The sequence below is a fragment of the Streptomyces sp. NPDC014861 genome (assembly GCF_043081625.1).
Taxonomy (GTDB): Bacteria; Actinomycetota; Actinomycetes; order Streptomycetales; family Streptomycetaceae; genus Streptomyces.
On sequence record NZ_JBIBWV010000015.1, the window covers coordinates 71,601 to 92,182 of the forward strand.

Annotated in this window: 21 protein-coding genes; 17 read left to right on the forward strand and 4 right to left on the reverse strand. The window is 73.7% G+C overall.

What is annotated here, in order from left to right:
• Window positions 1–76: 76 nt before the first annotated feature.
• From ACF1BN_RS25875 to ACF1BN_RS25915, 9 genes are all read left to right on the forward strand, one after another.
• Window positions 77–895, forward strand: a complete 819-nt coding sequence (locus tag ACF1BN_RS25875; protein ID WP_392333987.1) for an IclR family transcriptional regulator — start codon at window positions 77–79, stop codon at window positions 893–895.
• Between the two features lie 271 nt (window positions 896–1,166).
• Complete coding sequence (locus ACF1BN_RS25880; RefSeq protein ID WP_392333988.1) at window positions 1,167–2,573, forward strand: uracil-xanthine permease family protein; 1,407 nt, start codon at window positions 1,167–1,169, stop codon at window positions 2,571–2,573.
• A 330-nt stretch (window positions 2,574–2,903) separates the two neighbouring features.
• Window positions 2,904–4,202 (forward strand): SLC13 family permease, encoded by a 1,299-nt coding sequence (locus ACF1BN_RS25885; protein ID WP_392333989.1) that lies wholly within the window; start codon window positions 2,904–2,906, stop codon window positions 4,200–4,202.
• Window positions 4,203–4,303: 101 nt separating this feature from the next.
• On the forward strand, window positions 4,304–4,561 hold the full coding sequence (locus ACF1BN_RS25890) for a hypothetical protein (protein ID WP_392333990.1): 258 nt from the start codon (window positions 4,304–4,306) through the stop codon (window positions 4,559–4,561).
• 223 nt (window positions 4,562–4,784) lie between these two features.
• On the forward strand, window positions 4,785–5,813 hold the full coding sequence (locus ACF1BN_RS25895; RefSeq protein ID WP_392333991.1) for a HAMP domain-containing sensor histidine kinase: 1,029 nt from the start codon (window positions 4,785–4,787) through the stop codon (window positions 5,811–5,813).
• Entirely contained in the window at window positions 5,810–6,463 is a 654-nt protein-coding gene (locus ACF1BN_RS25900; RefSeq protein WP_392333992.1) for a response regulator, read from the forward strand. Before ACF1BN_RS25895 ends, ACF1BN_RS25900 begins: the two co-directional genes overlap by 4 nt.
• A 253-nt stretch (window positions 6,464–6,716) precedes the next feature.
• Window positions 6,717–7,115, forward strand: coding sequence for a hypothetical protein (locus tag ACF1BN_RS25905; protein ID WP_392333993.1), 399 nt, complete (start codon window positions 6,717–6,719; stop codon window positions 7,113–7,115).
• A gap of 109 nt (window positions 7,116–7,224) precedes the next feature.
• Window positions 7,225–8,295 (forward strand): MerR family transcriptional regulator, encoded by a 1,071-nt coding sequence (locus ACF1BN_RS25910; protein WP_392333994.1) that lies wholly within the window; start codon window positions 7,225–7,227, stop codon window positions 8,293–8,295.
• Window positions 8,296–8,432: 137 nt separating this feature from the next.
• Window positions 8,433–8,948, forward strand: coding sequence for a hypothetical protein (locus ACF1BN_RS25915; protein ID WP_392333995.1), 516 nt, complete (start codon window positions 8,433–8,435; stop codon window positions 8,946–8,948).
• A gap of 53 nt (window positions 8,949–9,001) precedes the next feature.
• Here ACF1BN_RS25915 and ACF1BN_RS25920 read toward each other — a convergent pair whose 3' ends face one another.
• Window positions 9,002–10,036, reverse strand: a complete 1,035-nt coding sequence (locus tag ACF1BN_RS25920) for a polyprenyl synthetase family protein (RefSeq protein WP_392333996.1) — start codon at window positions 10,034–10,036, stop codon at window positions 9,002–9,004.
• A 373-nt stretch (window positions 10,037–10,409) separates the two neighbouring features.
• Between ACF1BN_RS25920 and ACF1BN_RS25925 the strand changes: the two genes are divergently transcribed.
• From ACF1BN_RS25925 to ACF1BN_RS25950, 6 genes are all read left to right on the forward strand, one after another.
• A complete protein-coding gene (locus ACF1BN_RS25925) occupies window positions 10,410–10,979 on the forward strand; it encodes a maleylpyruvate isomerase N-terminal domain-containing protein (protein ID WP_392333997.1) in 570 nt (189 codons plus the stop codon).
• A 358-nt stretch (window positions 10,980–11,337) separates the two neighbouring features.
• Window positions 11,338–12,594, forward strand: a complete 1,257-nt coding sequence (locus ACF1BN_RS25930; RefSeq protein WP_392333998.1) for an NAD(P)/FAD-dependent oxidoreductase — start codon at window positions 11,338–11,340, stop codon at window positions 12,592–12,594.
• Complete coding sequence (locus tag ACF1BN_RS25935; protein ID WP_392333999.1) at window positions 12,594–13,343, forward strand: DUF1365 domain-containing protein; 750 nt, start codon at window positions 12,594–12,596, stop codon at window positions 13,341–13,343. The genes ACF1BN_RS25930 and ACF1BN_RS25935 overlap by 1 nt, the downstream gene beginning before the upstream one ends.
• The gene (locus ACF1BN_RS25940) at window positions 13,340–14,674 is read left to right on the forward strand and encodes a class I SAM-dependent methyltransferase (RefSeq protein ID WP_392334000.1); all 1,335 of its coding nucleotides are present in this window, start codon (window positions 13,340–13,342) and stop codon (window positions 14,672–14,674) included. The genes ACF1BN_RS25935 and ACF1BN_RS25940 overlap by 4 nt, the downstream gene beginning before the upstream one ends.
• A 56-nt stretch (window positions 14,675–14,730) precedes the next feature.
• Window positions 14,731–15,486: a DUF1295 domain-containing protein gene (locus ACF1BN_RS25945; RefSeq protein ID WP_392334058.1), complete on the forward strand. Its 756-nt coding sequence runs from the start codon at window positions 14,731–14,733 to the stop codon at window positions 15,484–15,486.
• Complete coding sequence (locus tag ACF1BN_RS25950; protein ID WP_392334001.1) at window positions 15,483–16,208, forward strand: alpha/beta fold hydrolase; 726 nt, start codon at window positions 15,483–15,485, stop codon at window positions 16,206–16,208. Before ACF1BN_RS25945 ends, ACF1BN_RS25950 begins: the two co-directional genes overlap by 4 nt.
• Window positions 16,209–16,251: 43 nt before the next feature.
• Here the strand turns inward: ACF1BN_RS25950 and ACF1BN_RS25955 are convergent, their stop codons facing one another.
• A complete protein-coding gene (locus ACF1BN_RS25955; RefSeq protein ID WP_392334002.1) occupies window positions 16,252–16,920 on the reverse strand; it encodes an SDR family NAD(P)-dependent oxidoreductase in 669 nt (222 codons plus the stop codon).
• A gap of 199 nt (window positions 16,921–17,119) precedes the next feature.
• Between ACF1BN_RS25955 and ACF1BN_RS25960 the strand changes: the two genes are divergently transcribed.
• Together ACF1BN_RS25960 and ACF1BN_RS25965 are read left to right on the forward strand one after the other, a co-directional pair.
• Window positions 17,120–18,400 carry an NAD(P)/FAD-dependent oxidoreductase gene (locus ACF1BN_RS25960; RefSeq protein ID WP_392334003.1) on the forward strand — a complete coding sequence of 427 codons (1,281 nt, stop codon included), beginning with the start codon at window positions 17,120–17,122 and terminating at the stop codon, window positions 18,398–18,400.
• A 130-nt stretch (window positions 18,401–18,530) separates the two neighbouring features.
• The gene (locus ACF1BN_RS25965; RefSeq protein ID WP_392334004.1) at window positions 18,531–18,731 is read left to right on the forward strand and encodes a DUF6480 family protein; all 201 of its coding nucleotides are present in this window, start codon (window positions 18,531–18,533) and stop codon (window positions 18,729–18,731) included.
• A 34-nt stretch (window positions 18,732–18,765) separates the two neighbouring features.
• Here ACF1BN_RS25965 and ACF1BN_RS25970 read toward each other — a convergent pair whose 3' ends face one another.
• Both ACF1BN_RS25970 and ACF1BN_RS25975 read right to left on the reverse strand, forming a co-directional pair.
• Window positions 18,766–19,176: a UBP-type zinc finger domain-containing protein gene (locus ACF1BN_RS25970; protein ID WP_392334005.1), complete on the reverse strand. Its 411-nt coding sequence runs from the start codon at window positions 19,174–19,176 to the stop codon at window positions 18,766–18,768.
• Window positions 19,177–19,315: 139 nt separating this feature from the next.
• A complete protein-coding gene (locus tag ACF1BN_RS25975; protein ID WP_392334006.1) occupies window positions 19,316–20,569 on the reverse strand; it encodes a hypothetical protein in 1,254 nt (417 codons plus the stop codon).
• Between the last annotated feature and the right edge of the window lie 13 nt (window positions 20,570–20,582).

The following is a 20,582-nucleotide window of genomic DNA, read 5'->3' on the forward strand; positions in this document are numbered from 1 at the left end:
TCCCGTCCTGCGGGGTCGTTCAGCCTCCCATCATGTGGGAGCGTGAGGTGCCGATCACCGAGGGGGATTCCACGCCATGACCACCGAGGCCGAGCCCGTACGGGCCCCGGCGGGCGCCCAGGCGGTCCGACGTGCCCTGGACGTGCTGCACAGCTTCCACGACAACCGGCCGGACCTGAGCGTCTCCGACCTGGCCCGCCGGCTCGGGCTCTCCACCTCGACGGCCCACCGGTTGGTCCGGACCCTGCTCGCGGCCGACTTCCTGGAGCAGGACGTCCGCACGGCCCGCTACCGGCTCGGTCCCGCGGTGACGGAGCTCGGCCGGCTCTCGTACCACCAGCGGGGACTGCATCTCGCCGCGCCGGAGCTGGCCGACCTGGCCGAGCGGACCGGCGCCACCGCCGACCTGGCCCTGCGCAGCGGCCCGTACGCGGTCATCGTGGCGGGCGGCTCGGTGACACCGAAGGTGGGGCTGCGCCGGCCGCTGCACTCGACGGCGCTGGGAAAGGTGCTGCTGGCCTGGCCGAGGGCGGGTGAGCCGGGGCCGCTCGCACTGCCGCCGTTGTACGCGTTCACGGACCGGACCATCGTCGAACCAGGCGCGCTGGCGGCCGAGTTGTCGCGGGTCAGGGAGGCGGGCCACGCCCTGAACGACGGGGAGTCGGCGCCCGGGGTGCGGACGGTCGCGGTGCCGGTCCTGGAACGGACGGGTCACGCGCGCTTCGCGCTCGCGGTCCGGGCGACACCCGAGGTGATCACGGACACGCGGCTCGACTGGTTCCTGGCACAGGCCCGGTCCTGCGCGCGGGCCCTGGAAGTACTGCTGCTGCCCCCGGCGGAACGCCGGGCACCCGAGCCGCCGACGGACGGGCACCGACAGCCCGGAACGGTCTGACCGCCTCGCCCGGCTGTCCGACCGCTCCGCCCGCCTGTCTGAGACCGTGCCGCCCGACGGTCTGGCGGGCCCGCCCGCGCTCGGAGGCGTCGTCGCCACCCGGCCACCCCGCCGCCACCCGGCCACCCGGCCGCCCCCCGCCGCCCTCGTCCGGCCTGGTCAGCGCGGTCGCCTTCGGGCCCACCCCCGGCGCATAACATGTGGCTGATCTTTTACGGCCTGACGCGGCGGCCCGACACGGCCGCCGGATCCGGAGAACGGGAGCGACCTCATGAATCTCGGCGTGCGCTGGACCCTGCACGGGGACGGGAGAACGCCCGCCCCCGGGGCCGTCGTCCGCCCCGACGAGCGGCTGTCCTGGCCCCGCACCGCCGGTCTCGGCGCCCAGCACGTGGTCGCCATGTTCGGCGCGAGTTTCGTCGCCCCGGTGCTGATGGGGCTCGACCCGAACCTCGCGATCATGATGTCCGGCGTCGCCACGATCATCTTCCTGCTCGCCACCCGGGGCACGATCCCCTCGTACCTCGGCTGCTCGCTCTCCTTCGTCGGCGTCGCCGCCGCGATCCGGGCCTCCGGCGGCAGCAGCGCCACCGTCACCGGCGCCGTCCTCGTCGTCGGCGCGGTGCTCTTCCTCGCCGGTCTCGCCGTGCGGAAGTTCGGCGCCCGGATCATCCACGCCGCGATGCCGCCGATCGTGACCGGTGCCGTCGTCATGCTGATCGGCTTCAATCTGGCGCCCGTGACCGCCTCCACCTACTGGCCGCAGGACCAGTGGACGGCGCTGCTGGTGATGCTCTTCACCGGTCTGGCCGTGGTCTGCCTGCGCGGCTTCTGGTCCCGGATCGCGATCTTCCTCGGACTGATCTTCGGCTACGCCGTCTCCTGGGTCTTCGACCTCGTCTTCGGCAAGATCCACTCGATGTCGCCCGCGGGCAAGGTCGAGGACCACTGGCGGCTCGACCTCTCCGGCGTGGGCCAGGCCGACTGGATCGGCCTGCCCTCCTTCCACGGCCCCAGCTTCGAGTGGTCCGCGATCCTCGTCGCGCTCCCCGTCGTCATCGCCCTGATCGCCGAGAACGCCGGCCACGTCAAGGCCGTCGGCGAGATGACCGGCGACAACCTCGACGGCAAGCTGGGCACCGCGATCGCCGCCGACGGCGCCGCCTCGATGCTGTCCACGGCCCTGGGCGGACCGCCGAACACCACGTACTCCGAGAACATCGGCGTCATGGCCGCCACCCGCGTCTACTCCACGGCCGCCTACTGGGCCGCCGCGGGCTTCGCGCTGCTCTTCGGCCTCTGCCCCAAGTTCGGCGCGGTCGTCGCCGCGATCCCCGGCGGCGTCCTCGGCGGCATCACCGTCATCCTCTACGGCATGATCGGCCTGCTCGGCGCCCAGATCTGGATCAACGCCAAGGTCGACCTGCGCAACCCGCTCAACCTGGTCCCGGCCGCCGCCGGCATCATCATCGGCGTCGGGGGTGTGAAGCTGACCTTCACCGACACCTTCGAGCTCGGCGGCATCGCGCTCGGCACGATCGTCGTCATCACCGGCTACCACGTGCTGCGCGCCTTCGCCCCGGCGCACCTGAAGGACGCCCCCACCGAGCAGGAACCGCTCCTGGACTCGGGCACCAGCTCGTACGAGAAGGGCTCCGGCGACACGGGGCAGAGCTGACCCCCGCGGACGGCAGCGCCGTCGACCGGACCGCCGACGGCGCTGCCCCGTAAGGGAGGGAAAGGGAGGAAAAGGGGCGAAGATGGGTGCCGGCCCCGATGCGGCGGCGCGGCACCGTCGGTGAGGGTGGGGTGGAGGAGCACTCCTGGTGCCTCGCGTGGTGCCGGACCGCAGCGCGTGACGCGTGGCGTGCGGCGGCGTCCGGGCCGGGGCGGTGGGCGTGTTCGCGGCCACGGCACGAACGGAGTCCGCGCCGATGACCTCACCGTCCCCCCACTCCTGCCGAAGACATCCCCTCCCGGCCCGCCGTGACGTCGGCGTGGTGCCGCCGTGAGCATGACCACGTGGTTGGCACTGGCGGTCTTCGTCGTCGTCTACGTGCTGATCGCGACCGAGTGGGTCCACCGGGTGGCCGCCGCGCTCGGAGGCGCCGTGGTCATGCTGCTCATCGGGGCGACGACCCCCGAGCACGCCTTCTTCTCCGAACACGCGGGGATCGACTGGAACGTCGTCTTCCTGCTCCTGGGCATGATGCTGATCGTCTCGGTCCTCAAGCGCACGGGCGTGTTCGAGTTCATGGCCATCTGGGCGGCGCAACGGGCCCGGGGGCGGCCGTACCGGCTCATGGTCCTGCTGATCCTCGTGACCTCACTCCTCTCCGCGTGGCTGGACAACGTCACGACCGTCCTCCTGCTCGTGCCGGTGACCATCCTGGTGTGCGAGCGGCTCGCCCTCCCCGTGGTTCCGTACCTGATCGCCGAGGTGATGGCCTGCAACATCAGCGGCGCCGCCACCCTGATCGGCGATCCGCCCAACATCATGATCGGCTCGCGGGCCGGGCTCTCCTTCAACGACTTCCTGCTCCACATGACGCCCATCGCGGCCCTGCTCGTCGTCGTCTTCGCGGTGATGGCGCGCTGGATGTTCCGCCACGCCTTCACCTACGACCCCGAGCGCGCGGCTCGGGTCATGGAGCTGCGCGCGAGGGACGCGATCAAGGACGCGCGGCTGCTGGCCGTCAGCGGCGTGGTCATCCTGATCGTGATGGTCTGCTTCGTCCTGCACACCGCGCTGCACCTGGAGCCCTCGGTGGTGGCCATCAGCGGGGGGCTGCTGCTCCTGGCCGTCTCCCGGCTCGACCCGGGGGAGGTCGTGCGCGACGTGGAGTGGCCGACGCTCGCGTTCTTCACCGGGCTGTTCGTCATGGTCGGCGCGATGGTGCAGACCGGGATCATCGCCGATCTCGGGCAGGCCGCAGCACGGGCGACCGAGGGGCAGCTGTTCGGGGCCTCGATGGCGCTCCTGTTCGGCTCCGTGGTGCCCTCGGCCGTGATCGACAACATCCCGTTCGTCGCCTCCGTCAGCCCGATCGTCTCCGAGGTCGTCGCCGCCTCCGGCGGGATCGAGCACGCCGCCGTGCTGTGGTGGTCCTTCGCCCTCGGGGCGGACCTCGCCGGCAACGCCACGATCATTGCGTCCTCCGCCAACGTCGTCACCGTGGGCATCGCCGACCGCGCCGGCCACCACATCTCGTTCTGGCAGTTCAGCCGGTACGGCCTGGTCGTCACCGCCGTCACCACCTCCCTCGCCGGCCTGTACGTCTGGCTGCGGTACTTCGTGCTCGCCTGACGGGACTGCGAGGGGCGCGAGGGGCGAGAAGGGCGAGGAGGGCGAGGAGGGACGCGGAGCGCGCGGAGCACGGCGGGGGGAAACCAGGAAGGAGCGGTGCCATGTCCGACTCTCCGCGCCAGGGCGACCGACGACAGTCCGGCCCGTCCCGACAGCCCGGCCCGTCCCGACGACGTCCCCGCCCGTCCCGGCGGGGCTTCGCCTGGCTCGCGCTGACCGCGGCCCTGGCCGCGGGCGTCGCCGGCGCCGTCCTGCCCCAGGCCCTGCTGCTCGCCGGAGGCCTGGCCCTCACCGCGACCGCGGCGCACCTCTTCCAGCCCGCCCGCGGGCGCCGCGGCCGGCCTCCCCCCACCGGATGAGCCCCGCGAGCATCGTGGGGGCGGCGCCCGCGGCACCGAGGGACCGGGCGGCAGGCGCGCGCCGGGCCGCGACGTGGGTGCCATCACGGATGGACAAGCGGAGCGGCCACCGGTCACGCTGAAGGGAGGGACCGATGGGTCTCCCGAAGGTCGGCGTCCCGGTACGGGCCGGGGCGCGTGGTGGTGGCGGCGAGGGGGCGCCCCCGGCGAAAGGCACGGGACCATGTCGCTGTTCTGGCGGATCTTCCTCATGAACGCCGCCGTGCTCGTCGTGGCCGTCCTCCTCCTCCTCGGCCCCGTCACCGTGTCCACCCCCGTCCTGCTCGGTGAGGCCCTGGTACTGATCGCCGGACTCATGGCGATGCTCACCGCGAACGCCGCCCTCCTGCGGTTCGGCCTCGCCCCGCTCCAGCGGCTGAGCCGCGCCATGGCCACCGCCGACCTCCTCCAGCCGGGCCATCGCACCGAGGTCACCGGCACCGGGGAGATCGCCGAGCTGACGACGACGTTCAACGCGATGCTGAGCCGCCTCGAATCCGAACGGGCCACCAGTGCCGGCCGGGTCCTGTCCGCGCAGGAGGCCGAGCGGCGACGCATCGCCCAGGAACTCCACGACGAGGTCGGCCAGACCCTCACCGCCGTACTCCTCCAGCTCAAGCACACGGCGGACCAGGTCCCGGAGCCCGTGCGCGCAGACCTCCACCAGGCCCAGGAGACCACCCGCGCCGGCCTGGACGAGATCCGCCGCATCGCCCGCCGCCTGCGCCCCGGCGTCCTGGAGGAACTCGGCCTGCACAGCGCCCTGCGCGCGCTGGCCGCCGAGTTCACCACCTTCCGCCTCGGCGTCACCACCCACATCACCCCCGGTCTGCCGCGGCTGGCCCAGGACGCCGAACTGGTCGTGTACCGCGTCGCCCAGGAGGCGCTCACCAACACGGCCCGCCACTCCGGCGCCGACGCGGTCGAGGTCCACCTCCGTCCGCTGCCGCGCGGGGGAGTGGCCCTGCTCGTCCGCGACAACGGCAAGGGACTGCGCGACGCGGCCGAAGGGGCCGGCATCCGCGGCATGCGGGAACGCACGCTGCTCATCGGCGCGCAGCTCGTCCTCGGCGCCGGACCCCACGGCGGGACCCAGGTCCGCCTGAACCTCCCGGGTACCGGTACCGGTACCGGACCCGAGGACCGGCGGGGAACCGGGTCCGAGGACCTTCCAGGGACCGGGCCCGAGGATCGGCCGGGGAGCCCCGGATGACCGCGCCGGCCCGCATCCTGCTCGCCGACGACCACGCCCTGGTCCGCCGCGGCGTACGGCTCATCCTCGACGCCGAACCGGACATGACCGTGGTGGCCGAGGCCGCCGACGGGGCCGAAGCCGTCGCCCGGGCCCGGGAGCAGGGCGTCGACCTGGCCATCCTCGACATCGCCATGCCCCGCAGGACCGGCCTCCAGGCCGCCCGCGAGCTCGCCCGCGTACGCCCGGGGCTGCGCACCCTGATGCTGACGATGTACGACAACGAGCAGTACTTCTTCGAAGCGCTCAGGGCCGGCGCCTCCGGATACGTCCCCAAGTCCGTCGCCGACCGCGACCTCGTCGAGGCCTGCCGGGCCGCCCTCCGCGACGAACCCTTCATCTACCCCGGGGCGGAGACCACCCTCGTCCGCACCTACCTAGACCGCGCCCGGGGCGGCGATCCCCTCCCCGCCCGGCCCATCACCGAACGCGAGGAGGAGATCCTGAAACTCGTCGCCGAGGGCCACACCTCGAAGGAGATCGGCGACCTCCTCGTCATCAGCGTCAAGACGGTCGAACGCCACCGCGCGAACCTCCTCCAGAAACTCGGCCTGCGCGACCGCCTGGGTCTCACCCGCTACGCCATCCGCGTCGGCCTCATCGAACCGTGACGGGCGAGGGCGCCGCTCAGCGGAAGCGCACCGGCCGGCGGCGAGCTTCGTGAGAGCGGCTGCGAGGTTCAGGGCGGGCATGAGGAGGGGCGGAGGAGGCCGCGGAGCGTCAGGTGCGGAGTCCCGGTGGTGCGGCGCGTCTGGCATACGGGGCATCCAGCACCAAAAAGACCTGGATTTCGAAGGCGTGCGGGGTCGTGGTGCACCATGGCGGGGGCCCCGACGGCGGGGAGCGTCGGCGGAGGAGGATCGCATGGTGGAGTGGAAGCCGATGGGCGGTGGACCACGTCCGGTCCCCGACCCCGTGGCCACGCCCTCCGTCTGGGTCGCGACCTCGGCGGCGGCCCTGGCTCTGGTCACCGCCCTCAACTTCCTGGACCACCACGGCGACCCCGCCCTCGACCTCGCCGTCCTGTCCCTCATCGCCGCACTGGCCGGCACCGGCGCCCGGCTCATCGCCGCACCCGGCACCGCGCTGCTCTGCTGGGTCGCCCTCAACGGCTTCGCCATCCCGCCCGTGGGCCGGCTCACCTGGACGGCGACGCACGACGCGGGACGTCTCGCCTGCCTGCTCGCCGCGGCCGTCACCGGGACCGTCCTGGCCCGCTTGCTCCACGCCCGCGCCGCCTACCGCCGCGTCACGCGCCCGTGACTGCTCGTCCCCGCGTCGGAGGGACGGTGTGGTGCGCGCCGCGCTCGCGGCCGGCGGCGCGAGGCGTCCGTGTTGACCTTCGAGTGGGTCGAAACTCCATGATGACGAGGTGCCGAACGATGAGCTGATGCCGATCGGGGCCTTCGCCCGCCGCAGTGGTCTGACCTCCAGCGCCCTGCGGTTCTACGCCGATTCAGGGCTCCTGCCCCCCGCCGAGGTCGATCCGGTCACCGGGTACCGCTACTACAGCGCCGACCAGGTGGCCCGGGCGACCGCACTGCGCCGGCTCCGCGAGCTCGCGATGCCCCTCGCCGCTGTCGAGGCGGTCCTCGGGGCCGGGGCCGACGAGGCGTCCCGCCTGCTCGACGAGCACGTCGCCGAGGTCGTCGGGAACGCGGCAGCCGTGCGGCGGAAGGCCGCGCTCATCAAGGCCGCTTTCCGCGACGCCCCGGGTCTTCCCCTCGCCGTGCTGAAGGGTCCCGTCCTGGCGGACGCCGTCGAGCAGGTCCTCACCGCGGCGGCCCACGAGCCCGGGGTGCCGGCGCTCACCGGGCTGCGCGTCGAGGCCGATCACGAGGCGGTCACCCTGACCGCCACGGACCGGTACCGGCTCTCCACCCGGACCCTGGTGCCGATCGAACCGCCGAGGCGGCCATGGGCGGGCACCGTCCACGGCGACGAACTGCGTTCCGCGGTCGCGGCGACCCGACGCAGCCCGTTGGTGCGACTGGAAGCCTTCCCGGACGGGATCTGCTTCCGCGTCGCGGGCCAGGAGGACCGGCACTGCCGACTACTGCCCGAGGACTACCCCGACCACAGGCAGCTCCTGGCGTCCCTGGGCGAGGTCACGACGCGCGTGACCGTCGCGAAGGATCCGCTCCTGCGTGCCCTGGAGGAACTTCCCGGCGAGCGCGTCGGGCTGCACGTCGCCGACCAGGGGGTGAGCGTCATGACGGCGGACGAGGGACACGCCGTCCTCACGCTCCCGGGGACCGTGGTGGGCCCCGGCCTCCGGATCGAGTTCGAGCTGACCACCCTCTATCCCGCCGTGAGTACCGCGATCGGCCCCGACCTCCTGATCGACCTGCGCGGACACGACCAGCCCGTCGCGATCCGCTCCGCAGACCGAGGCGATCTCACCACCCTGGCCATGCCCGTCGAGCCCGACCACTCCGCCTGAAATCCGCCTGGGCCATCTGCCCGACCACTCCGCCTGGGCCATCCGCCCGACCACTCCGCCCGAGCCATCCGCCCGACGACTTCGCCTGAGCCGTCCGCCTGAACGATCCGCCTGAGAAGGACGACGAGGAGCCAACCATGACCGCCACACCCGCCGCACCCGCCGCCGACCCGACCATGGAAGCCATCGGGCACGCCGTCGTCCGGGCCAGGACCGGTGACATCGCCTCGGCCCGCCGTGAACTGCTGGGCCTGTGGTCCGGGATCGGCGTCACGGGCGACCCGCTGCACCGCTGCTCGCTGGCCCACTACCTCGCAGACCTCTACGAGGACCCCGCCCAGGCCCTCGCCTGGGACATCCGGGCCCTGGACGCCGCCGACGCCGTGACCGACCTGCGCGTCCGGGAGCACCACGCCGGTCTCCGCATCGCGGGCTTCTACCCGTCCCTGCACCTCAACCTCGCAGACGACTACCGCCGGCTCGGCTCCTTCGAAGCCGCCACCGCGCACATCGACGCGGCCAGGGAGCACGCTCCCAGCCTTCCCCAGGACCCCTACGGAGACCTGATCCGCGGCGCCATCCAAGAGGTCGGGGAGTCCATCGACAGGCGGGACCGATCCCCTCGGGCCTCCGCGCCCGGCCCCGGGGCCTGATGCGCCGCCGGTCGAGACGAGACGATGTGCGGCAAGGCCGCGGTCCGGTGAGGTCAGCGGGTGTGGGTGACGACGTAGTCGATCAGTGAGGCGAGTTCGGCCTTGGAGCGCCGTCCGGGCAGGTCCGCGCGGGCCAGCGCGGTCTGGGCCTGGGCGAGATGGCGGGCACGGTAGTCCTCGACCGCGGTGCGGCCGCCGGCGCGTTCGAGGAGTGCGGCGGCGTCGTGTGCCGCCTCCGGATCGCCCACCGCGTCGCGGAGCGCGGTGCGGAGGGAGTCCCGCAGCGGGCCGGGGGCGGTCCGCAGGCCGAGGATGACGGGCAGGGTGTGCTTTCCGGTCAGGAGATCGGTCAGCGGGGTCTTCCCGGTCGCGATGCCGTCGTTCCAGACGTTGCCCATGTCGTTGCCGGCCTGCCCGGCGAGCGCGGCGTGCAGGCCGGCCCTGCGCAGCGCGTCGATCGCCTGGTCGCTCGCGCCGCCGAGCGTGGCACCGCAGACCAGGGCGAAGCGCACGAGGTTGTCCGTCTTGCCCGTGCACAGTTCCTCGTACTCCCGCAGGGAGACGTCACCGGGTTCGCGTCGCTCCAGCAGGCAGTCGCGGGTCTGCCCGACGTTCAGCTCGACGAGTGCCCGGATCGCCAGCGGCAGCAGCGCGGGGGCGGTCCCGGACTCCTCGGCCACGACCTCCAGGGCCTTGGCGGCGAGGATGTTCCCGAGGAAGAGAGCCGGCCCGGTCCCGAACGCGACCCAGGCCGCGGGCAGCCCGTGCCGGGCCCGGTCGTCGTCCGCGATGTCGTCGTGCAGGAGCGACGAGGCCTGCATCAGCTCCGTCGCGGCGGCGATCCGCAGCACCTCGCCGGGGTCGCCGCCCGCCGCGCCGGCGGCCAGCAGGACCAGGGTCGGCCGGAGCCACTTCCCGGTTCTGGGCGGGTCGATCGGCGTGCCGTCGGCGTGCTGGAAGCCGTTGCAGTACCTGGCGAGTGGCGCCACCTCGCCGGGCAGCTCCGCGAGGATCTTCTCCAGCGTGGGACGGACCGTGTCCAGGCCCCAGGCCAGCAGATCCCTTCCCTCGCGCACGTCGCCTCGCATGGCGGGGATCGTCCGCCCCCGCGGCGTACCGACAGGGGCGGGAGTCGTAGCGGTGGAGACCTTCTTCATGAACCCTGCAACGAGTTCACCCGGCACCGGATACGGAACCAACGACTTCGTCCACCGGTTCGGCGAGAGGGCGCCATACGCCGACGGCCCCTCGAAGCGCGGTGCCGGTGCCGGCGTCGGTGCCGGCCCCAGCTCCCTCACCGTCTCAGCCTCACCCTGAACTTCAGGGTGAGGCTGAGGTGCAGCATGACAGCGTGGGGACCACACCCGGACGGACGGACGGACAGGCAGACAGGAAGAAAGACAGAAAGAAAGACAGAAAGACAGACGGTCCGGTCGCGGCGCGGAGGGGAAGGATCCCGGCATGGACCATCAGGACGTCGACGCCGCGCTGGCGGAGATGCTGCGCGTTCTCGACCCGCTGACCGGCGAGGACTGGACCGTACGGGCGGGTTCGCTCACCTGGACCTGCCGGCGGACGGCGGCGCACGTCGGGCACGACCTCCTGGCCTACGCGGGCCAACTGGCGGCACAGCCCACCGACTCCTACCTGCCGATGGACCTGAACGTCCACCCCACCGCCACCCCCGCCGAGGTCCTCCGGACCGTCACCGCGTGCGCCCGGCTGCTTGGCGCCGCGCTGGCGTCGGCCGACCCGGCCCTGCGCGCCTGGCACTGGGGTCCCTGCGATCCCGAGGGGTTCGCGGCGATGGGCGTCGCCGAGATCCTGCTGCACACCCACGACATCACGCGGGGGCTGTCCGTGGACTGGCGCCCTCCGGCGGCGTTGAGCGCCGCCGTGCTCGACCGCCTCTTCCCTGACGCCCCGGACGGAGACCCCGCCGCCGTACTGCTCTGGTGCACCGGCCGGGGAGAGCTGGACGGCCTCCCGCACCGGGAGTCCTGGACGTGGCAGGCGGCGCGGTCGGACTGATCCGCCCGACCCGCCACGGCCCGGCCCCGAGACCAGCGCGTGTGAGCGCCTCCTCTCCCCTCGCGGGCGGAACGCCGTGCGGACGAGGCGATACCGGCACGACATCGATGCGCAAACGATGCGTCTTGAGCCGGGGCTCCCGTTCGCTCGATCCTGAGGGGGCCGGGCGCACTCGCCCGGTCGGTGCCCGCCCCTCGCGGTGACGAGAGCCGGCGGCGTCCCGGACGGCCCGCGGGACCGGGCCGGAGGAGTCGTCGGCGGGCGAAGGCCCCCGCACCCATCCGCGAGGGCCTCGGCACCGAAGAGACAGAGACGGCGAGCCGCGCGGGCGGAAACCGACGTACACGAGGGGGCAGACATGAACCGGCGCAGTGTCGCGGTGATCGGATCGGGAGTGGCGGGACTGACCGCCGGGTACGTGCTGTCGCGGTCGCACGACGTGGTCCTGTACGAAGCCGACTCCCGGCTCGGGGGCCACGCGCACACCCACGAGCTCCCGACCGGGGCGGGCGGCACCGTACGCGTGGACACCGGCTTCATCGTGCACAACGAGCGCACCTACCCGAACCTGCTGAGGCTCTTCCGCGAGCTCGGGGTCGCCACCCAGGACTCCGAGATGAGCATGTCCGTACGGTGCGACGGCTGCGGCCTCGAATACGCGGGCGCCCGCGGCCCCCGAGGGCTGCTGAGCGGCGGGAACCTGCGCCGCCCCCGCCATCTGCGGATGCTCGCCGACGTACCGCGCTTCCACCGCGCCGCGCGGCGGCTGCTGGCCTCCGGGGACGACACCAGGACGCTCGGGACCTTCCTGCGGCGCGGCGGGTTCTCCCCGTACTTCGTGGGCCACTTCGCCGTCCCGCTCGTCTCCTCCGTCTGGTCCTGCGCCCCGGACACCGCCCTGCAGTACCCGGCGGCGTACCTCTTCCGCTTCCTCGACCACCACGGGCTGCTCTCCGTCACGGGTTCGCCCCAGTGGAAGACCGTGACCGGAGGCTCGTCGGCGTACGTGGACAAGGTCGCCAAGCACCTCGCCTCCGTCCGCACCTCCACCCCCGTGCGGTCGATCGAGCGCGGCCCCGACCACGCGCGCGTGACCACCGAGGACGGCCGCTCCGAGACGCACGCGGCCGTCGTCGTCGCCGTCCACCCCGACCAGGCGCTGCGGATGCTCGCGGACGCCACGCCCGACGAGCGGCGCGTCCTCGGAGCCTTCACCTACTCCCGCAACCCGACGGTGCTGCACCGGGACGAGTCCGTGCTGCCCCGCTCGCCCCACGCGCGGGCCTCCTGGAACTACTGGCTCCCGTCCTGCGCGGCCCGCCCCGGAAGCGTGCGGGTGAGCTACGACATGAACCGCCTCCAGCGCCTCGCCGTCCCCGAACCGCACCTCGTCACCCTGAACCCCGGCCGGCGCGTCGACGAGAGCACCGTCCTCGCCCGGATGGTGTACGAGCATCCCGTCTACACCCCCGGATCGGTCGCGGCCCAGCGCGAACTCCCCGGCCTCGCCACCTCCGTCACCGCCTTCGCCGGCGCCTACCACGGCTGGGGCTTCCACGAGGACGGCTGCCGCTCCGGCGTCGAGGCCGCCCGGACCCTGGGGGTGGACTGGTGATGTCCGCCGACGCCACTCCCGCGACACCCGCGCTCTACACCTGCGAGGTCGCCCACGCGCGTGTCCAGCCGGTACGCCACTCGCTGCGCCAGCGCACCTACCTCTGGCTCGTCGACCTCGACGCCCTGCCCTCGCTGCCCCGCCTCCTGCGCCCCCTCGCCCGGTTCGACGCCCGCGACCACTTCGGCGGCCGAGCCCCCACCATCCGCGCCGGCCTCGACGCCTACCTCGCGTCCCACGGCGTACGGAACGCCGACGGCCGCGTCCTCATGCTGGCCCACGCCCGCGTCCTCGGCTACGTGTTCAACCCGCTCACGGTGTACTGGTGCCACGACAGGGCCGGACGCCCGGTCTGCGTCGTCGCCGAGGTGCACAACACGTACGGCGGCCGCCACTGCTATCTGCTGCGCCCCGACGACGAAGGACGCGCCGACGTCGAGAAGGACTTCTACGTCTCCCCGTTCTTCGACGTCGAAGGCTCCTACCGGATGCGGCTGCCGCTCCCCGGGGACCGCCTCGACCTCACCGTCCAGCTGCGGCTCGGGGACGGGAGCCGGCCGTTCACCGCCACCGTCCGGGGCCGGCACCGACCCGCCGACCCGCGCGGTCTGCTGACCGCGGCGCTCCGCCACCCCTGGTCCACCGCGGCCGTCAGCGCCGGCATCCGCCGGCACGGAATCCGCCTGTACCTCAAGGGACTCCCCGTCCGCCCGCGCCCCGCGCCGTCCACCCGAGAAGGCATGCTGTGACACTCTCCACCTCGCCGGACACCTCCGTCCGCATCGTGGGCCCGCGCCCGCCCGCCGACCCGGAGCGCTGGCCCGACGTCGCCCGCCTGCCGCGCGCCTCCGCCCTGCGCACGGCCATCGCCCGACGCATCGTCGAAGGGGCGCTGACCCGGCTGCCCCTGCGGATACGGCACGGCGACGGAGCGGGGAGCGTGCCCCGGCCCGCGGCCCCCCGCCCCGGAGAGCCGGCAGCGCTCCGGGACGGCGCGCCCACCCTCACCCTCCACGACCCCGCGGCCTTCCACCGCCGGATCGGTGCCGACGGCCTCATCGGCTTCGGCGAGTCCTACATGGCGGGCGAATGGGACAGCGACGACCTCGTCGGCCTGCTCACCGTGCTCGCCACCCACGTCGACGACCTCGTACCGGCCCCGCTGCGCCGTCTCCGCGGGCTCTGGGCACACCGCAGGCCGCTCCGGGACCGCAGCACCATCGAGGGCGCGCGCGACAACATCCAGCGGCACTACGACCTGTCGAACGACCTGTTCACGCTCTTCCTGGACCCGAGCCTGACCTACTCCTCGGCGCTCTTCGACACCCTCCCCGCGACACCGGACGCGCTGACGGCGGCGCAGCACGCCAAGATCGACCGGCTGCTCGACCTCGCGGGCGTCGGCCCCGGCACCCGGCTCCTGGAGATCGGCACCGGCTGGGGCGAACTCGCGATCCGGGCCGCCGCGCGCGGCGCCGACGTCCTGACCGTCACGCTCTCCCGGGAGCAGCGCGACCTCGCGCTGCGGCGGATCGCCGAAGCGGGGGTGGCCGGGCGGGTCGCCGTCGAACTGCGCGACTACCGCGAGGTCGAGGGCCGGTACGACGCCGTGGTCAGCGTCGAGATGATCGAGGCGGTCGGGGCGGAGTTCTGGCCCGCCTATTTCACCGCCCTGCGCGGCCTCCTCGCCCCCGGCGGTCGCGTGGCCCTCCAGGCCATCACGATGCCGCACGACCGGATGCTCGCCACCGCCCGCACGCACACCTGGATCAGCAAGTACGTCTTCCCCGGCGGCCTGATCCCCTCGCCGGACGCCCTCGCCCGCGAGAGCGCCGCCGCCGGCCTGGACATCACGCACGACGACGGATTCGGGGACCACTACGCCGAAACGCTCCGCCTCTGGCGCGAACGCTTCGTCGACGACCCGGACGCGGTCGACGCACTCGGCTTCGACCGGACCTTCCGCCGCATGTGGGAGCTGTATCTCGCCTACTCGGAAGCCGGGTTCCGCGCGCGCTACCTCGACGTCAGGCAGCTGCGGCTGGTCGCCACCGGCGAGGACGGGGAGGGTCCCCGGTGAACGGATCGGCCTTCGCGGTCAACCTGGCCGCCTCGGCGGGCGCGGCCCTCGCGGTCATGCTGGTCACCTTCGCCGTGGGCCTGAGGCAAGGCGTCCACCGGATCGTCGACGTCGCCTGGGGTCTCGCCTTCGCCGCCGTCGCGCTCGTCACCTGGGCGCTCTCCGCCGGGTACGGGGACGACACCCGGCGACTCGTCGTCACCCTCGCGACCTGCCTCTGGGGCCTGCGGCTCGCGGTCCACATCGCCCGGAGGGGACGCGGCCACGGCGAGGACCCCCGCTACGCGCGGATGCTCGCCAAGGCCCCGGGCAGCCCCGCCCTCTACGCGCTGCGCAAGGTCTACCTCCTCCAAGGGGGCCTGGTCTGGCTCGTCTCGCTCCCCGTCCAGGCCGCCGCCTACCTCCCCGAGGGAGTGGACGTCCTCCTGGTCGCGGGACTGGTGCTGTGGGCCGTCGGCCTGGCCTTCGAGGCCGTGGGCGACCATCAGCTGGCCCGCTTCAAGGCCGACCCCGCCCACCGCGGGCGCGTCATGGATCAGGGCCTCTGGAGCTGGACCCGGCACCCCAACTACTTCGGGGACTTCCTGGTCTGGTGGGGCCTCTACCTGACGGCGTGCGCGAGCTGGACCACCGCGGTCCTCACCCTCGTCTCCCCCCTGGTGATGAGCGGACTCCTCATCTGGGGGAGCGGCAAGCGGCTGCTGGACGCCCACATGGCGGACCGCCCCGGCTGGTCGGACTACGCCGCCCGCACGAGCGGCTTCTTCCCCCGCCCGCCCCGCCGCGCGACGAGCCGGACGGAGCCCCTGTGAGCTCCCCGGTCCAGGGCGCCCGCCGGAGCGAAGGGGACCCGCTGGACGTCCTGAACGCGCCGGCGGTCCCCGCCGCCGCCGTACTCCTGCTGCACGGCGGCCGTTCCGAAGGCCTGGAGCCGCCGCCCCCGGTCAATCTCCCGGCGCTGCGCATGCGCCCGTTCGCGGCCCGGCTCAGGCGGACGCTCGCCGACCGGGACGTGCTCGTCGCGCTCGTCCGGTACCGCCACCGGGGCTGGAACGGCCCGCGTGCCGACGCGGCCAGGGACGCCGAGGCCGCGCTCGCGGCGCTGGCGCGGACGGCGGGGGACGTCCCGGTCGTCCTCGTCGGGCATTCGATGGGGGCCCGGGCCGCCCTGCGCGCGGCGGGGCATCCGGCGGTCCGCGGAGTGGTCGGCCTGGCGCCCTGGTGTCCGCCCGGCGAGCCCGTCGGGCACCTCGCCGGCCGGCGTATCCATCTGCTGCACGACGAGGCCGACCGGGTCACCTCGGCGTCGGCGACCTGGGACCTCGTCCGGCGCGCGAACGCGGCGGGTGCCCACGCCGAGGGAATCGTCATGGGGCGCGGGGGACACGCGATGCTCCTCGGTGCGGCCGACTGGCACCGCCGTACGACGGAACTCGTCGCCGCACTGCTGGTGACCCCGCCCCCGGACGGGGAACCGGTAGAAGGGGAAGCCGGGGGACGGGAGGCCGGGGAAGGGGAGGCCGGGACGGTCTGAAGCGGCATCGGCGCCATGGCGGCGCCGGTTCCGGCCGGACGGCTCAGCGGCGGTCCAAGGCGTCGAGGACGGGGACGACCAGATGCTCGCGCACGGCTTCCGCCGGGTCCGCCCCGGGGCCGAGCGCCGGGACCGTGCCCACCACCGCGCGGGCGGCGAAACCGGTGTCCAGATGGGGCATGCGCACGTCCATCACCTGGAGGGCTTCACGGCGGACCTCGCGCCCGGCCACCCCGAGCCAGGCGGCGAGGGCCGACTTCGCCGCCGCGTAGTCGCCCATGCCCCGCGCCGGGCGGTCCACGATCTCGCCCGTCACCACGGCCACGACGCCGCCCGGGGAGAGCACGCCCAGGGAGCCCCTGACGACCGCCATCGGCGCCAGGGCGTTCACGGTGAGGAGATGCTCGGCCGACGCGTCCGAGACCTCCGCCACGGATCCGAAGCCAGCCACGCCCACGGCGACCACCACCGCGTCGAGTCCGCCGAGCACGCCCGCGGCCCAAGGGGCCAGCCGGGCGCAGCCGTTCAGGTCGTACGCGTCGAAAACACGCCGGGGCCGCCCGCCGAGCGCCGCGGCACGCTTCTCCAGCCGGTGACGGTCCCGGCCGGCCAGAGCGGTGGCGATGCCGCGCTCGGTCAGCTGCCCGGCGGCCAGCCCGCCGATGGCACCGGTCGCGCCGACCACGAGAACCCCGGCTCCGACGACACCCATGGCCCCGCTCCTTCGCTGGAGGACTGCGTCTCTCCTTCGGCGGCCCGGCCCCTCCCGGATGCGCCACCGCCTCCCGGGCGGCGACCGGAACCGGAGGGCCCCGGCCCCGGTCGCGTCCTCCCGCGACGAGGCGGCCGCTCGGCGTAACGTGGCCCCGGTCGGCCAATGGGTGGAACGGAACCGAGGAGCGGTGACGGCGATGCGCGGGACCGTCGGCGAAGGCACGAACCCGGGCGGGGACCCGGACGCGGATCTGGACGTGGTGATCGTCGGTGCCGGTGCGTCCGGCCTCGCGTGCGCCGCCGACCTCCTCGCCGCGGGGCTGCGGGTGCGCCTGCTGGAGGCCGAGGACGTCGTGGGCGGGCGGATGCGGACCGACCGGATCGGCGGATTCACCCTCGACCGGGGCTTCCAGGTGTTCAACACCTCCTACCCGCAGGTCAAACGGCGTCTCGACCTCAAGGCGCTCAGGCTGCGGCCGTTCACCGCGGGCATGCTGGTGCACACCTCCGACGGGCCCCGCCGCTTCACGGACCCCAGCCGGCGCCGGGGGCACGGCGGACTGCTGCCGGTCGAGGGTGCGTCGGCCCGCGACCTGACCGCCCTCGGCCTGCTGTCGGCACGGGACATGCTGGCGCCCACCGCGTGGCTGCGACGCCGGCCGGACGCGACGACGGCGACCGCGCTCGCCGACGCCGGTCTCTCCGCCGAACTCGTCGAGAGCGTCCTCCGGCCCTTCCTCTCCGGGGTCTTCCTGGAGGACGACCTGGAGACCTCGGCGCGCTTCTTCCACCTCGTCTGGCGCAGCATGCTGCGGGGCACGCTGTGCCTGCCGGCCGGAGGCATCGGCGCGATCCCGGCCCAGCTCGCCGCGCGGCTCCCCAACAGCGTCCTGCGCACCGGTGTACGCGTCGCCTCGCTGACCCCCGACGGAGTCGCCCTCGCCGAGGGCGGCGAGCTGCCGGTCCGCACCGTCGTCGTCGCCACCGGCCAGGGAGCCGCGGCCGCCCTGCTCCCCGGCCTCGACGTACCGCGCGGCCGGACGGTGACCACGCTCTACCACGCGGTCACGCGGTCCCCCCTGGCCGAGCCGACCCTCGTCGTCGACGAGCGGCGCCGGTTCCTCAACTCCTGCGTCCTCACGGAGGTCCACCCCGGGTTCGCCGACGACGGCCGGGCGCTCGTCTCGACGTCCGTCCTCGGTTCCCCGGGACCCGACGAGGTGGCGGAGGTGGAGACGGCTCTCGGCGAGGCGTACGGAGCGGACGTGTCCACCTGGGAACCGGTGCACCGCGTCACGGTGCGCGACGCCCTTCCCGCGATGCCCCCGCCCCTGGCCCTGTCCCGTGGCACGCGCTTCGCCCCTGGCCGCTACGTCTGCGGCGATCACCGGGCGACGGGCTCGCTCCAGGGCGCTCTCGCCTCCGGGGCACGCGCCGCCCGCGAGGTCCTGGCGGACCTCGGGGCCGGCACCGGATGAGGACCCCCGGCCCGTCGCCGTCGAGGCGCGATCCGGTTTCGCTGCACGAACGACGCGACTTGTAGGGCGACGGGGCCGGCGAGACCGTGGAGGGGAACGGTCTTGACGGTGTCCAGACCCGGGAGGCGTCATGAGCGACAAGCCGGCACCCGTACCCGCACCCGTACCGCCCGGGGAGACACCCCCGGCCGAGGGTTCCACGTCATCGGCGCATCAGGAGCGACCGGACGGGGGCATCTGGGAGCACCCGATGGTGTGGGTGTCCCTGATCGCCCTCGGCTCCGTCATGGTGGCGCTGCTGTTCGCGTTCCGCGTCGGCGGAGGACTCTGAGACACCCGGGGTCTCTGGGGCCGGGGAGCCTCGGTCAGTCCCGGGCTGAGGATCCTCGACCGGTACGAGGCCGAGGATCCTCGATCAGGAAGAGTTCGTCCGCGTAGCACCAGCCCCACTTCTCCTCGGGGTCGAGGGAGAGGGCGACCGGGTGTCCCGAGGCCGCGTGGTGGGCGTAGGCGTGGCGCCCCCGGGAGCTGTCGCAGCAGCCGACGTGTCCGCACGTCGCGCACCACCGCAGCCTCGCCCACGCCCCGCCCGAGGCCGCGCACTCCTCGCAGCCGCCACCGGGCGGATCGGCCGGCCGCCTGACGTCCGGGAGATGACCGCAGGTCCGTCCGTCGGGACGCCCGGGGTCGGGCGCCACCCGCCATGACCCCTCGCCGCCACGGGGCGGTCCGGTGCCGCTGTTCCCGAGCTCGCCGCCCGTCGCGTCCGTGGTCATCGCCCAGCCACCTCGTCCCGTCGATCCCCCCCCCGTACGCCCCCTCTTCCGGTGCTTGGGCACGGAGGGATGCGCGGCCTCGGCGCGCCCCCGGCGTGGCGGTGGGGAGCGATGTCCACCGGGCTCGGAGGACGGCGCGTCAGCGGCAGCGGGCGGTGAAGCCGTTCGCGGCCAACCCCCGGCAGAAAGCCGCTCGGGCCGGGCCGTACCGCGAGAGCCGGCCGTCGACGAACCACGTGGTGTCCGGCGGGAAGTCGAAGCTGCCGTCCTCGATGCCGTCCCAGCCGTAGCGGAAGTCGAGGCCGATGTATACCACGGAGCGGATCACGCCCCGCAGGTCGTGTTCGCCGGGCAGGTTCGGGATCGGTCCCCGGTAGTTCATGAGGGAGAAGAGTCGGTTCACCCACTGCTCGGCGCGGACCTGCTCGATCCCGTCGGTGGTCGTGCCGTCCGCCGTGAAGTTCATCAGGCCGGCCTCGGACAGCACGACCGGCTTGCCGTGGTCGCGGGCGAACTTCACCAGCTTCAGGACGTTGCCGTCGTGGTCGAAGTTCCGCCAGACCGCCGCCGGATTGCCGTGCGCGTCCGTGCCGATGTACGCGTTCCGGCACTGGCTCGCGGCGATGTCGTAGTTCTGCGGCGGGGTGCCGTTGTAGAGGTACCCGCGGTCGTGGATCGGCAGGCACAACTCGTGCGCGAAGACGGACACGCCCATCCAGTCGACGGCCGCGTCTCCGGGGTACATCGCCTCGTACTCGCCCCGGACCGGGTGGAACACGTATTCCAGGTTGTGCGCGCGGGAGCGGGCGTCCAGGTGGGCGGCCAGCCGGTTGAAGGCGTTCTTGTACGAGGAGCAGGCCGCGTCCGCGCAGTGGTAGAAGGAGCTGACCTCGTAGTCGAGTCGGAGCTTGAACCGGGCGGCCGGGTACGCGTCGGTGAAGGCGAGCAGCCGGTCGAGGGCGGCGGTGTGTCCACCCGAGGCGATCTCGGCGGTGACCGCGCGGGAGCGGGCCGCCTTGGCGCTCTCGTCGCCGCCGGTGAAGCCGGGCGGATTGTCCTTCCAGCTGATCCCGACCTGCACGGTCCCGCCCTGCTGGGCCAGCATCGTCGCATAGGCGCGGTGGTTGTCGCCCACCCAGTCGCCGCGGCGCAGCTCGTAGTAGACCGAACCGCCGTCGGCGCCCTGCCCGTAGCTCTGGAAGTCGTCCCAGGCGGTCCGGGTGGACTGGCCGATCAGCAGCTCGGGCGCCGCGGCGGCGGACGTGGTGCGGGGGGAGTCGTCGATACGGGCGGAGGCCGGGCCCGCGGGCAGGGCCGCGAACGCGGCCAGGGCCAGGGCGGCCAGGGTGGCGAGGAGCCGGGCGGCGATCCTCGGGCGACGTGGGTGCTGCATCGTGGCTGCTTCC

Bases quoted from the DNA above. Each gene is read 5' to 3' on its own strand.
- ACF1BN_RS25905 (WP_392333993.1), top strand. From the start codon at position 6,717: ATGGTGGAGTGGAAGCCGATGGGCGGTGGACCACGTCCGGTCCCCGAC.
- ACF1BN_RS25915 (WP_392333995.1), top strand. From the start codon at position 8,433: ATGACCGCCACACCCGCCGCACCCGCCGCCGACCCGACCATGGAAGCC.
- ACF1BN_RS25900 (WP_392333992.1), top strand. From the start codon at position 5,810: ATGACCGCGCCGGCCCGCATCCTGCTCGCCGACGACCACGCCCTGGTC.
- ACF1BN_RS25930 (WP_392333998.1), top strand. From the start codon at position 11,338: ATGAACCGGCGCAGTGTCGCGGTGATCGGATCGGGAGTGGCGGGACTG.
- ACF1BN_RS25925 (WP_392333997.1), top strand. From the start codon at position 10,410: ATGGACCATCAGGACGTCGACGCCGCGCTGGCGGAGATGCTGCGCGTT.
- ACF1BN_RS25920 (WP_392333996.1), bottom strand. From the start codon at position 10,036: ATGCGAGGCGACGTGCGCGAGGGAAGGGATCTGCTGGCCTGGGGCCTG.
- ACF1BN_RS25875 (WP_392333987.1), top strand. From the start codon at position 77: ATGACCACCGAGGCCGAGCCCGTACGGGCCCCGGCGGGCGCCCAGGCG.
- ACF1BN_RS25945 (WP_392334058.1), top strand. From the start codon at position 14,731: ATGCTGGTCACCTTCGCCGTGGGCCTGAGGCAAGGCGTCCACCGGATC.
- ACF1BN_RS25890 (WP_392333990.1), top strand. From the start codon at position 4,304: ATGTCCGACTCTCCGCGCCAGGGCGACCGACGACAGTCCGGCCCGTCC.
- ACF1BN_RS25970 (WP_392334005.1), bottom strand. From the start codon at position 19,176: ATGACCACGGACGCGACGGGCGGCGAGCTCGGGAACAGCGGCACCGGA.
- ACF1BN_RS25880 (WP_392333988.1), top strand. From the start codon at position 1,167: ATGAATCTCGGCGTGCGCTGGACCCTGCACGGGGACGGGAGAACGCCC.
- ACF1BN_RS25935 (WP_392333999.1), top strand. From the start codon at position 12,594: ATGTCCGCCGACGCCACTCCCGCGACACCCGCGCTCTACACCTGCGAG.
- ACF1BN_RS25955 (WP_392334002.1), bottom strand. From the start codon at position 16,920: ATGGGTGTCGTCGGAGCCGGGGTTCTCGTGGTCGGCGCGACCGGTGCC.
- ACF1BN_RS25895 (WP_392333991.1), top strand. From the start codon at position 4,785: ATGTCGCTGTTCTGGCGGATCTTCCTCATGAACGCCGCCGTGCTCGTC.
- ACF1BN_RS25960 (WP_392334003.1), top strand. From the start codon at position 17,120: ATGCGCGGGACCGTCGGCGAAGGCACGAACCCGGGCGGGGACCCGGAC.
- ACF1BN_RS25975 (WP_392334006.1), bottom strand. From the start codon at position 20,569: ATGCAGCACCCACGTCGCCCGAGGATCGCCGCCCGGCTCCTCGCCACC.
- ACF1BN_RS25965 (WP_392334004.1), top strand. From the start codon at position 18,531: ATGAGCGACAAGCCGGCACCCGTACCCGCACCCGTACCGCCCGGGGAG.